Source organism: Actinorugispora endophytica, from assembly GCF_004363075.1.
Taxonomy (GTDB): domain Bacteria; phylum Actinomycetota; class Actinomycetes; order Streptosporangiales; family Streptosporangiaceae; genus Actinorugispora; species Actinorugispora endophytica.
Window position 1 is genome coordinate 23223 of the sequence record NZ_SNYN01000010.1, and the last position, 11558, is coordinate 34780.

Consider the following 11558-nt stretch of genomic DNA (forward strand, 5'->3'; position numbering starts at 1 on the left):
CCTCGATGGGTCCGGTGCCGGCCGCGGCGGCCTCCCGGTGGCCGCGGCCCGGCCACGCCCTAGTTCGCCGGGATCACCTGGTCGGGGACCGGCGGAAGGCCGCGTTCGGTGAGGAAGTAGGCGATGGTGCGGCGCAGCCCCTCCTCCACCCGGACGCGGGGCCGCCAGTCCAGGCGGGTGGCGGCGAGCGTGATGTCGGGGCGGCGGAACCGCGGGTCGTCCACCGGGCGGCCGATGAACGAGATCGGCGAGTCCGACCCGGTGAGCCCCTTGACGAGGTCGGCGAGCGCCAGCACCGACAGCTCCTCCTCGCTGCCGATGTTGACCGGGCCGGTCAGGTCGCTGCGGGCCAGGGCCAGCAGCCCTTCGACGGTGTCGTCCACGTAGCAGACCGAACGGGTCTGCAGGCCGTCCCCCGCGACGGTGAGCGGTTCACCGTCGAGCGCCTGGCGGATGAACGTGGGGATGACGCGGCCGTCCCCGGGCCGCAGGCGCGGACCGTAGCTGTTGAACAGGCGCGCGATCCCCACGTCGGTGCCGTGCGCGCGGTGGCACGCCATGGTGAGCGACTCGGCGTAGCGCTTGGCCTCGTCGTAGACGCTGCGCGGCCCGACCGGGTTGACGTTGCCCCAGTAGCTCTCGCGCTGCGGGTACTCCAGCGGGTCGCCGTAGACCTCGCTGGTGGAGGCCAGGATGAAGCGCGCCCCGTGCCCCTCCGCCAGGCGCAGGGCGTTGTGGGTGCCCAGACTGCCCGCCTCCAGGGTCTCCACCGGCAGCCTGAGGTAGTCGCGGGGCGAGGCCGCGGAGGCGAGGTGGAAGACGAGGTCGAACGATCCCCCCGGGTCGAGCGGCTCGGTCAGGTCCGCCTCGACCAGCCGGAAGCCCTCGCGTCCCAGCAGGTGGACCACGTTGCCCGTGCTCCCGGTGGCGAAGTTGTCCACGCACACCACGTTCGTTCCCGCGTCGAGCAGCCGCTCGCACAGGTGCGATCCGACGAATCCGGCCCCGCCGGTGACCATGGCGGTCCGCTCTTCCCGTCGTGCCATTCCCTTCGACCTCCTCGACTCGTTCGGGACCGGCCCCGTGCCCGCCGCTCCGTCCCGGCCCCACCGGTGTCTCGTTGTTCAGGGCCAGGACGTCTCGCGTGACGGGCAGATGACCAGTTCGCGGACCTCGCAGCCGGGCGGCTGGCGCAGGGCGAAGAGCACGGCGCTCGCGACGTGCTCGGGCGGGTTGAGCTTGGCGTCGGGGCCCGGGCGGTACTGCTCGGGCCTGCCGTCGAAGAAGGCGGTGTCCATGCCGCCGGGCACGAGCAGGGTCACGCCGACGGCTCCGGCGAGTTCCGCCGCCAGGGCCCGGGTGAACCCGACGACCCCGAACTTGGAGGCGCAGTAGGCGGTGGCGTCGCCGACCCCGCGCAGGCCCAGCGTGGAGGCGCAGTCCACGATCGTGCCGCCGCTGGCGCGCAGGTGCGGCAGCGCGGCCCGCACCACCGAGGCGGTGCCGATGAGGTTGACCCGCACCACCTGCTCCCACTCGTCGGCGGGCACGTCCTCCAGCGGCCCGCAGGCGTCGGTCCCGGCGGCGTTGACCAGCGCGTCGATGCCGCCCGCCTGCTCGGCCAGCCGCTCGACCGCGCGTTCCACGGCCGCCCGGTTCGCCAGGTCGGCCTGCGCGAACGGCATGTCTCCGCCGGGGTGGCGCACGTCGATGACGAGGGGGCGGCCGCCTTCGGCGAGCACGGCCTCGACAACGGCGGCGCCCAGTCCGGACGCACCACCGGTGATGAGTGTGTTTCCCAACGGACGCATCGCGGTTCCTTCCTGTTCGGTTCGTTCTCGGTCGGTTCGGTCCCGGTTCGGGCCGGTCAGCCGGGCGCGGCGCGCAGGGACGCCACCAGCCCGGTGGTGGAGCGGCCGGGCAGTGCCGGAAGGCACACCACCTCCCCGCCGTTGCGGCGCACGACGGGCGTCTCGGGAAGCTCGTCCACCGTGTAGTCGCCGCCCTTGACCCACACGTCGGGCCGCAGGCGCTCCAGCAGGTCCAGCGGGACGTCCTCGTCGAAGACCCGCACGGCGTCCACACACTCCAGCGCCGACAGCACGTGCGCGCGGTCGCGCTCGTCCATGACGGGGCGGTCCGCCCCCTTGAGGGCGCGCACCGAGGCGTCCCCGTTGAGGCAGACGATGAGGCAGTCGCCGAGCGAGCGGGCCCTGCGCAGCAGGCTGACGTGCCCGGCGTGCAGGACGTCGAAGCAGCCCCCGGCCGCCACGACCCGGCCGCCGCGGCGGCGCACCTCCTCGGCCACGGCCAGGGCGTCGGTGCCCGACGCCAGCGGCACCCCGTGGCCGGCGCCCCCATGGCCCACCGACGCGGCCCCTCCCGCGCGCACGAACTCGGTGGCCGCGCGCACGGCCCGCTCGGTGGCCTCGTCCGGTCCGCACCCGTCGGCCAGTGCGCCCGCCGCGCGCGCCGCGAACGCGTCCCCCGCGCCGCAGGCGTCACCGGCCCCGGGAACGGGGTCGGCCCCGACACAGCGCCCGCTCCCCCGCGCGTCCGCCCAGGCGGCGCCGTTCGCGCCGAGGGTGACCGCCACCGACTCCGCGCCCCAGCGCCCGGCCAGGGCCCCGGCCCGCCGCAGCGCGGCGCGCGGGTCCTCGGGGTCGGCCCCGGCCTCGGCCGCGTTGGGTGTGACCAGCCGCGCGCCTCCGACCGGGTCGGAGCCGCGCGGGTGCGGGTCCCACACCACGGGCACCGACGCGGCGTACCCGGCCAGAATGCGGCGCACGTCGGTGGCCGCGGTCAGGCCGCGCCCGTAGTCGGAGACCAGGACGGCCGCCGCGCCGTCGAACGCGGCCGCCAGGCGGGCCGCCGACGTGGTGAGCGCGGCGCGGCCCGCTCCGTCGTCGAGGCGCGCCACCGTCCGTCCGTCGGCCTGGACGCGGGTCTTGACCGGGGTGCGGCCCAGCAGTGGGAGCGGCACGAGCGAGACCGAGTCGCGCAGGAGTTCGGCGACGCGTTCGCCCGCGGCGTCCCTGCCGAGCGCGGTGACCAGCACGACCGGGCGGTTCCGCCGGGCCGCGCACCAGGCCGCCAGGGCCGCGCCGCCGGGCCGGTACCAGGCCCGCGCGTCCTCCACGACCGGGGCGGCGGGCGCGTCCGGGCAGGACCGGTGCGAGCTGCCGCGCAGGTCGACGTCGAGGAGCGCGTCCCCGACCACCACGAGCGGTCCGCGGCCGTTCACGTGCGCGCCTTCCGCGGCCCGGCGGCCTGGGCCACCAGGCCGGCCGGCGCGAACCCGGCGTCGACGACCTCGCAGAACAGGTGGACCAGCGCGAGGTGGACCTCCTGCACGGTGGAGGCCCTGGCCGCGGGGACCGCCACCACCTCGTCGCTCGCGGCGGCCAGCGCGCTGGGCGCGCTTCCGGTCATCGACCAGCAGGTCACGCCGATCTCGCGGGCGGCCACGGCCGCGGCGACGACGTTGTCGCTGGCCCCGCTGGTGGACAGGCACACCAGCATGTCGCCGGGCCGGGCGTGCGCGCGCAGCTGGCGCGCGTAGACCTGACGGAACCCGTAGTCGTTGGCGATGGCCGTGACACTGGAGGTCTCGGCGTGCAGGGCGATGGCCGACAGGGGGCGGCGCTCGTTCTCGAACCGCCCGGTCAGTTCGGCCGTGAGGTGCTGCGCCTCCGCGGCGCTCCCCCCGTTGCCGCAGGCGAAGAGGCGCCGCCCGGCGCGCAGCGCGGCGGCCGCGGTCCGTCCCCACGCCTCCACCCGCTCGGTGTCGGTGCCGGCCAGCGCGGCCCGCAGTTCTTCCAGATGGGCGTGCATCAGCGATCCCCCTAGGACGTGTTCCCCGGAGCGTTCCGGGCTCGTGCCGACCAGGACGAGCCCTGCGGCTCGGCTCCCGTCGGCTCCGGGGCGTCGGGGAAGCGGGCCCCCGGACCGGTCAGGGCGTGGGCGCGGGGGCCGGGCCGTCGCACGCCGGGGACTCCTCTCGGCCGCGCGGCCTCGCGCAGCACCCCGGCGTAGCACTCCTGGATCCGGTAGGCCACGAACGGCCAGGAGTACCGGGCCGCGGCCCGGTCCGCCCCGGCGATCCCGTAGCTCTCGGCCGCGACGACGTCGGCGAGCAGCTCGCGCAGCCGCAGCCCCAGCGTGGCCGGGTCGCGCGGCGGGACAAGGAGACCGGTCACCTCGTGCACGACGGTGTCCAGGTGCCCGCCGACGTTCGACGCGATGACCGGGACGCCGCAGGCCATCGCCTCCACCGTGCTCATCCCGAACGGCTCGTACCAGGGGACGTTGACGGAGACGTCCGCCGACCGCAGCAGCGCCGGGACGTCCGCGCGCTCCACCTGACCCAGGAACCGGACGCGGTCGGCCACCCCCGCCTCCTGCGCGGCGCGGTGCAGCCGCACGGCCTCGGGGTCGGACCGCAGCCGGCCCCGCGCCGGGCCTCCCGCGACGAGGAGCTCGGCGTCCGGGGCCCAGGGCAGCGCGCGGACGAGCGTCTCCACGCCCTTGCGCTCCACGAGGCGGCCCAGGCTGACCACGCGCGGCCGGGGTCCCCTCGGCGCGCGCGGCCCCCGCGGGGTGAAGTGCTCCAGGTCGACCCCGCAGGGCACGACCGCCAGCCGGTCGGGGCGCACCCCCCAGGAGCGCAGTTCGCGGAGCTCCTCGTTCGAGGTGGCGACGACCATGGCCGAGCGCAGCGCCACGGACCGCTCCACCTCGATCCGCTCGGCGGGGCTGGTGTCGGCCTCCCCCTGGTGGCGGCGCTTGACGACGCCCAGGGCGTGGAAGGTCTGCACGACGGGAACGCCCGTGCCCTCGGCCGCGTCCAACGCGGCCAGGCCGCTCATCCAGAAGTGGGCGTGCACGATGTCGGGCGGGTCTTCGGCCCAGTCCGCGCGCAGCCTCCGCGCGAACCCGGGCATGTGGCGCGGCAGTTCGTCCTTGCCGATCACCCGCGCCGGACCGGCGCGCACGTGGCGCACCCGGACCCCCGGCCCCATGGACACGTCGTCGGGCTGGTCGCGGTCGGCGCGCCGGGTGTACACGGTCACCTCGTGCCCCAGTCCGGCCAGGGCGAGGGCGAGCTCGGCGACATGGACGTTCTGCCCTCCGGCATCCTCCCCGCCGAGTGTCGCCAGCGGGCTGGCGTGCTCGGACACCATGGCGATCTTCACCGTGCCACCTCCTGGAGCAACCGGTCCCAGTCGGTGTGGAACCGGGCGAGTCCGTACCTGCGCAGGGCCGCCGAGCGGGCCGCGGCCCCGACGGCGCGGGCGTGGTCGGGGTCGGCCATGAAGCCGCGCAGCGCCCGGCGCAGGACGTCCGGCCGCGTGGTGACGACTCCTGCCCCGGGGGGCACCGCCTCGTGGACCTCGGTGGTGCCGAGGGCCGCCACGGGCAGCCCGAGCATCATGGCCTCGATCAGGGACAGGCCCAGCGAGGTCCACCGGACGGGGTGCAGGTAGGCGCGGCGGCGCGCGAGTTCGGCGTGCATGGCGCGCTGGGGCAGGTCCTCGTGGACGCGAAGCCGCTCGGGGGGCAGCGCCAGCCGGGCGGGCACCCCGGTGACGCCCATGCCGAACAGGTCCAGGGGGACGCTCTCGGCGATCCCCGGCAGCAGGTCGGTCCCGGTGACCCGCCAGCGGCGCAGCGGCTCGTTGGCCACCACCCCCGCGCGGGCGATCTCGCCGGTGTAGCGGTGGCCCGGGTCGGCGACGCCGTGCTCGACCACCGCCGTGGGCGCGCGCCCGCAGTCCCAGAACAGGGCGTTGAAGTGGGTGACGTGCACGACCGTGACGTCGTCGCGGTCGGCCATCGGGTGCCGGGTCCGGGGCGCGTCCCCCCGCGGGGTGTTGTGCTCGACGTAGAGGGCGGGCAGGTCCCGGCCCGGGCGGCGGCCCAGCAGCCGCTCGGCCAGGTCCAGCTCGTGCGGGCGCTGGGCGATGACCAGGTCCACGTCGGCGGAGCGCAGCCGTCCGGGGGCGACCTCGACGGCGTTGTCCGGCCAGTCCCAGGTGGCGGCCCGGCCCCGCCCGTCGGGACCTCGGTCGGGGGTGACCGGCAGCAGGCAGGTGTGCCCGCCGTGCACGAACGACGTGGTCCAGGAGCCGTGCACGTGCCACATCAGGATGCGGCGGGTGCGGCGCGGCAGGCCCGGTTCGCCGTGCCCGGCGACCACTGCCGTGCGCGCGGTGGCGCGGTCTCCGATCGTCATCAGGCGTCCTCCGCCCCTCCGCGTCCGCCGCCGGGCGGAGCGGCCAGTTCGTACACGGCCCGCACGACCTCGTCGGCGGAGACCGAGTTCAGGCACGGGTGGCCGGGGACCGGGCAGATCCGGGCGCGCGTCCCGGCGCACCGCTCCCCCTGGTCGCCCAGCAGCCGCAGCCGGACTCCGTAGGGCGCCCACGCCGAGGCGGGGACGACCGGTGAGAACAGCGAGACCACGGGGGTTCCGACGGCCGCGGCCAGGTGGGCCGGGCCGGTGTTCCCGGCGACCAGCACCGAGGCGCGCGACAGCACTCCGGCGAGTTCGGCCAGGTCGGTGCGTCCGGCCAGGTCGGTCCCCGCCGCACCGGCGACGGCGGCGGCCTCGGCCTTGTCCACGGCCGCCGCCGTCACCACCACGGGGATCCCCTCGGCGCACAGCCGCGCCGCGGCGGCGGCGGCCAGGTCGACCGGCAGCGCCCGCGCGGGGGCCGAGGCGCCCACGTGCATCGCCACGTACCCGTCAGGGCCGGTCAGGGCGGTCGTGTCGGGCAGCGGCCCGCGCACGGCGAGCCTCCCGGGGTCCCCCGGGGCGAGCCGGTAGCCGGCGGCCCCGGCGAGGGACAGCATCCGCTCGGACTCGGGGATGCCGTCGGGGACGCGGTGCCGCAGGTCGAGCAGGCTGCCGGGGTAGTCCACGCTCACGGCGCCGATCCACGGGACCCCCGCGAGGCGCAGCAGCAGCGCCAGGGGGAGCGGCGACTGGTGGAAGGAGGTCAGGACGAGGGCCGCGTCGGGCCGCTCGGCGCGCACGGCGGCGCACAGCGCGTCGGTGTCGGCGCGGTTCACGGCGGGCGGTTCCGGGTCGACCCAGGGGGCGCACCACTCGATCACCCGGTCCACCCCCGGAAGCATCCGCGCGGCCGCGGCGCCCCGGGGCCCGGCCAGCAGGACCACCCTGCGGGCGGTGCGCGCGACCGCCCGCACGGCGGGGCCGGCCAGCAGCACGTCGCCGATGCTGTCCATCCGGGCGACCAGGACGGTCCTGCCCTCGGAGCCCGCCGTGAGACCGGCGGGCAGCGTCTCGGGCCCGGCCCCGGAAGAGGGGCCGGCGCGGCCGTACCCCACGACGGTGACGGCCGGGATCCCGCCCGCCGGGGTCAGGGACCCCCGCCCGGGCCGGGGCGGCGCCTCCTCGGAGGCGCCCCTGCGGGCGGGGCGGCGGCCGGGCGGCCGGTAAGCCGGTCTGCGGGGGCCGGTGCCCCCCGGTTCCGGCCTCGGGGTGAGCCTCACGTCCGCCCCTCCGATCCCTCGGGGCGTGTGCGGGCGAGGCCCCCCGACATGCGGCCCTCCCCGGTCCCCCCCGGTTCTCGGACCCCCCGGCCGGGCTCCGGGAACGCCTCGGGCTCGCGACGGCGGCGGTGCGAGAGCCACCGCGCGACGAACGCGGTCCGGGACCGCCCCTCGACCAGGAGCCGCACAGCGGCGATCAGGTCGACGGCGGTCTCGGGCGCCCTCAGACGCTCGGCCGCCAGAGTGGCCTCCGTGGGCACGAGCACCGGGCGGGCGCCCGCCTCCAGGGCCGCGTCGACGTCGGCGCCGATGTCGCCGACGACCGCGCAGTCCCGGGGGCTCAGGCCCAGTTCCGCGGCCGCGTCCTCGATCATCCCCGGGCCGGGTTTGCGGCAGCGGCAGCCGTCCCCGTCATCGTGCGGGCAGACCCGCCACACGTCGAACGGGCCCAGGAGCTCGGCGACGCGGGCGTTGACCGCGTCCACCTGCTCGGCCGTGACCAGGCCGCGCGCGATCCCCGACTGGTTGCTCACCACGCCCACCCGCAGCCCGGCGCGCCGGGCCAGGTCCAGCGCGGCGCGCGCGGCCGGGACCGGGCGCACCTTCTCGGGATCGCCGTTGTAGGGAACGTCCTCGACCAGGGTGCCGTCGCGGTCGAACAGGACCGCCCGCACCGGCGGGCGCGCCGGGAGCGGCCCGGCGCTCCGCAGCTCCCCCCGGACGCGCTGCCAGCACGCCAGCGGCGGGATGAGCGCGCTGGTGACCACCATGTCCGCGACCTCGGCCGGGGTGCGCGGACCGGGGGCGATCCGCCTCCAGGCGAACTCGGCGGTGCCCGCCAGCCACACCGCGCCGAACCCCAGCGCGAGGCGGCGGCGCCTCGTGAGCGCGGCGGCGGCCCCGGCCGCGAGGACCGCGGTGACCGCCGCGTGCCCGCGGAGCCGGCCGGGCGGCTCCGCCACCCGTCTCCGCCAGCCCGGTCCGTGCAGCCGCCGCATCAGGGCGTCGTCGGCGTTGCCGCGCTGCGCGGCCAGGCCCGCCCACCGGCCGCCCGGACGCAGCGGGTGCGGGCACACCCGCGCGCCGCGCACGAGCCGGTATCCGGCGTCCATGACGCGCAGCGCCAGGTCGGTGTCCTCGCGGTAGGCGCGCGGGAACCTCGGGTCGAAGCCGCCGACCTCCTCCAGCACGTCGCGGCGGTACGCCATGTCGGCGGTGGCCCAGCGGGCGTCCTCCAGCGCCAGGGTGGCGCGTTCGGCGTCGGTGGGCCGGCGCCCGGGCGGCCGGGGGACCACGATCCGCCCCTGGCTCCCCCCGACCTGGTCGGACACCCCGGCCAGGTCCCCGCACAGGCGCGCGGGCCAGTCGTCGGCCGGTTCGACGTCGTCGTCGAGGAAGGCCACCCATTCGGAGCGGGTGGCGCGCCACCCGACCTCGCGGGCCAGGGCCGGTCCGTTGCCGCCCGAACGCAGGATCCGCACGCGGTCGGAGTCGGCCACGGGCAGCGGCGCGTCCGGGTGGGGCCGGTCGTCCACGACGACGATCTCGGCCGGGGCGTTCGCGGGGTCCGCCTCGACGAGCGGGCGGACCACCCGCTCCAGGGTGCGCCGTCCCACGGTCGGGATGACCACCGCGTAGTCCGGCCGCATCGTCACCGCCCCCCGTCGCGGCGCCGCCGGATGACGAACGGGCCCAGGGCGAGCAGGTCCACGGGGGCCGATCCGAAGCACTCCAGCGCGTCGCGCGGGGAGTCCACCATGGGGCGTCCAGCGGTGTTGAGGCTGGTGTTGACCAGCACCGGAAGACCGGTCAGCGCCTCGAAGCGGGCCAGCAGGCGCGCGACGAGGGGGTTGTCCCCGGAATCCACGGTCTGGACGCGGGCGGTGCCGTCGGTGTGCACCACCGCCGGGATCCGGTCGCGCCACCCGGGCGCCACGTCGTGCACGAAGAGCATGTAGGGGCTGGGCAGCGGACCGCCGGAGAAGACGTCCGAGGCCCGGTCCGCCGCGACCATCGGCGCCACCGGCCGGAACCGCTCGCGGCCCTTGACCCGGTTGATCCGCTCCAGGTTGGCGGGGTGGCCCGGGTGGGCGAGCAGGGACCGGTGGCCCAGCGCGCGCGGCCCGAACTCGCCGCGTCCCTGGAACCAGGCGACGAGCTCGTTGCGGGCCAGCGCCGCGGCGACGGTGTCGGCGAGGTCGTCGGGGCGCTCGCAGTCCACGTCGGCGTCCGCCAGGATCGCGGAGAGCTCCTCCTCGCTCCACTCCCGGCCGAGGTCGGCCCCCCGCATCGGGGTGATCGCCTCCCCCGCCTCGGCGGCCAGGTGCAGCGCGCAGCCCAGCGCGGTCCCGGCGTCGCCGGCGGCGGGCTGCACCCACACGTCGGCGAACGGGCCCTCCCTCGCGATCCGGGTGTTGGCCACGCAGTTGAGCGCGACCCCGCCCGCCATGGTCAGGCGGTTCCGGCCGGTGCGCTCGTGCAGCCAGCCCAGGACCTCCAGCAGGACCTCCTCCAGCCGCCGCTGGACGCTGGCGGCCAGGTCAGCGTGGTCGCCGGTGCACTCCTGGTCGGGTTCGCGGCGCTTGGCCAGGGCGTCCCAGTCGACGGCCGCGACGCTGACAAGCCCGTCGCCCTCGTAGCGGACCAGGTCGCGCAGTTCGCCGGCCATGCGGGGGCGGCCGTAGGCGGCCAGCGCCATGACCTTGTACTCGTCGCTGGAGCGGCGGAAGCCCAGATGGGCGGTGAGGTCCTCGTACATCAGCCCCAGCGAGTGCGGCAGCGGCTGGCGGGCGAGCACTTCGAGGCGTCCCCCGGTGTAGACCCCGGCCAGGTGGGAGGCCGCCTCCCCTCGGCCGTCCGCGACGAACACCGCGCTGTCCGTGCCGCCGCCGAAGGGCGGGGCCGCCAGACCGGCGGAGGCCGCGTGCGCCACGTGGTGCGGGACGTGCCGCACCCTGGCCGGGTCGAGGCCGGGCAGCGCGGTGGACAGGAACATGGGCGCGCGCCGCGCGTAGAGGGTGCGTAGCCGCTCCCAGGCCGGATCCTGCCCGGGGCCGTCCGGGACGACGAGCGCGGGGTCGTAGGAGTAGCCGACGGCGTCGAGCTCGTCGGCCCGCACCCCGGCCCGCTCCAGGCACCACCGCATGGCCTGCGCGGGCGGCTCCCAGGCGGCGAACGGGACGGGTTCCTTGCCGTGCTTGCGCCGGCTGAACCGCTCCTCCTCCGCGGCCGCCACGATCCGCCCGTCGACGACGAGCGCGGCGGCGGGGTCGTGGAAGACGGCGTTGACTCCGAGGAATCGCATGAGGCTGTTCCCCTCTCTGCCTGGTGGCGGACAAACGACTACCAGGAGAAGCGATTCTCAAACACTGGGTTATCAAAAGCGCTGGTCAGAGCGGTTTGCTTCACCACAGGGCGACTACTCGGAGTAACAATTCCGGTTGCGGAGGGGCGCGGCCCCAAGACGCGGTTGACCGGACGCGGCCGGGGTAGCACCGGTACCCATGACGGCCTCGCACGAACCGGAACCAGACGGAACGGACCTGCCCGTGATCGGCGGCCTGGCCGAGCTCGCGGCGTTGGTCGGCAGGTCCGGGCCCCTGTACCTGCGCCACTCCCGCGGTCCCCGGTACGACTGCCGGGAGACCAGCAGGGACTACGAGAGCGGCCTTGCGCTGCCCGGCCTGTCGGCCACCGTGCTGGACCCCGAGCCGTGGTGGACCCGCCCTCTCGACGACTGGCTGGCGCGGCAGGTCTGCAAGTACGTGGAGATCACCGAGGCGGAGGACGAGCGCGCGGCCTGGGTCCTCTCGGGAAGGGTGTGCGCGCGCGGCCCCGACCACGAACCGCTGCTCACCGATGTCGAACCCGTGGCCTGGCTGGCCGACTCCGCCGTCCAGGAGGCCCGCGAACGCTACGCCGAACGCTTCGACGTGGGCCGCGACTCCACGGCCGGGCCCTCCGGCTCTCCCCGGTGGTGGGGGGCGGGGGGTGGGGGGGCAACCCGGCCCAGACCCCCCAAACAGAAACACAACCCCGCG

The 11558-nt window shown here is 76.7% G+C and carries 10 protein-coding genes; 1 reads left to right on the forward strand and 9 read right to left on the reverse strand.

Annotated elements, in window-relative coordinates:
• Positions 1 to 59 precede the first annotated feature (59 nt).
• The 9 genes from EV190_RS13780 to EV190_RS13820 all read right to left on the reverse strand — a co-directional run bounded on the left by EV190_RS13780 (position 60) and on the right by EV190_RS13820 (position 10822).
• A complete protein-coding gene (locus EV190_RS13780) occupies positions 60 to 1046 on the reverse strand; it encodes an NAD-dependent epimerase/dehydratase family protein (RefSeq protein WP_133741963.1) in 987 nt (328 codons plus the stop codon).
• A gap of 78 nt (positions 1047 to 1124) precedes the next feature.
• A complete protein-coding gene (locus tag EV190_RS13785; RefSeq protein ID WP_133741964.1) occupies positions 1125 to 1811 on the reverse strand; it encodes an SDR family oxidoreductase in 687 nt (228 codons plus the stop codon).
• Between the two features lie 56 nt (positions 1812 to 1867).
• Complete coding sequence (rfaE2, locus tag EV190_RS13790) at positions 1868 to 3244, reverse strand: D-glycero-beta-D-manno-heptose 1-phosphate adenylyltransferase (RefSeq protein WP_133741965.1); 1377 nt, start codon at positions 3242 to 3244, stop codon at positions 1868 to 1870.
• Positions 3241 to 3834: a D-sedoheptulose-7-phosphate isomerase gene (locus tag EV190_RS13795; RefSeq protein ID WP_133741966.1), complete on the reverse strand. Its 594-nt coding sequence runs from the start codon at positions 3832 to 3834 to the stop codon at positions 3241 to 3243. The genes rfaE2 and EV190_RS13795 overlap by 4 nt, the downstream gene beginning before the upstream one ends.
• Positions 3835 to 3845: 11 nt before the next feature.
• Positions 3846 to 5195: a glycosyltransferase gene (locus EV190_RS13800; RefSeq protein WP_133741967.1), complete on the reverse strand. Its 1350-nt coding sequence runs from the start codon at positions 5193 to 5195 to the stop codon at positions 3846 to 3848.
• On the reverse strand, positions 5192 to 6145 hold the full coding sequence (locus EV190_RS13805) for a glycosyltransferase (RefSeq protein WP_243742576.1): 954 nt from the start codon (positions 6143 to 6145) through the stop codon (positions 5192 to 5194). Before EV190_RS13805 ends, EV190_RS13800 begins: the two co-directional genes overlap by 4 nt.
• Positions 6146 to 6234: 89 nt before the next feature.
• Positions 6235 to 7251, reverse strand: a complete 1017-nt coding sequence (locus tag EV190_RS13810) for a glycosyltransferase family 9 protein (RefSeq protein ID WP_133742056.1) — start codon at positions 7249 to 7251, stop codon at positions 6235 to 6237.
• Positions 7252 to 7514: 263 nt separating this feature from the next.
• Complete coding sequence (locus tag EV190_RS13815; RefSeq protein WP_133742057.1) at positions 7515 to 9167, reverse strand: HAD-IIIA family hydrolase; 1653 nt, start codon at positions 9165 to 9167, stop codon at positions 7515 to 7517.
• A 2-nt stretch (positions 9168 to 9169) separates the two neighbouring features.
• Positions 9170 to 10822, reverse strand: coding sequence for a carbamoyltransferase family protein (locus tag EV190_RS13820; RefSeq protein WP_133741969.1), 1653 nt, complete (start codon positions 10820 to 10822; stop codon positions 9170 to 9172).
• Positions 10823 to 11021: 199 nt separating this feature from the next.
• Here EV190_RS13820 and EV190_RS13825 point away from each other — a divergent pair.
• The coding region (locus tag EV190_RS13825) for a DUF6098 family protein (RefSeq protein WP_243742569.1) at positions 11022 to 11558 on the forward strand (537 nt) is incomplete at its 3' end.

Bases quoted from the DNA above. Each gene is read 5' to 3' on its own strand.
- EV190_RS13780 (WP_133741963.1), bottom strand. From the start codon at position 1,046: ATGGCACGACGGGAAGAGCGGACCGCCATGGTCACCGGCGGGGCCGGA.
- EV190_RS13785 (WP_133741964.1), bottom strand. From the start codon at position 1,811: ATGCGTCCGTTGGGAAACACACTCATCACCGGTGGTGCGTCCGGACTG.
- EV190_RS13795 (WP_133741966.1), bottom strand. From the start codon at position 3,834: ATGCACGCCCATCTGGAAGAACTGCGGGCCGCGCTGGCCGGCACCGAC.
- EV190_RS13805 (WP_243742576.1), bottom strand. From the start codon at position 6,145: ATGTGGCACGTGCACGGCTCCTGGACCACGTCGTTCGTGCACGGCGGG.
- EV190_RS13810 (WP_133742056.1), bottom strand. From the start codon at position 7,251: ATGGACAGCATCGGCGACGTGCTGCTGGCCGGCCCCGCCGTGCGGGCG.
- EV190_RS13815 (WP_133742057.1), bottom strand. From the start codon at position 9,167: ATGCGGCCGGACTACGCGGTGGTCATCCCGACCGTGGGACGGCGCACC.
- EV190_RS13820 (WP_133741969.1), bottom strand. From the start codon at position 10,822: ATGCGATTCCTCGGAGTCAACGCCGTCTTCCACGACCCCGCCGCCGCG.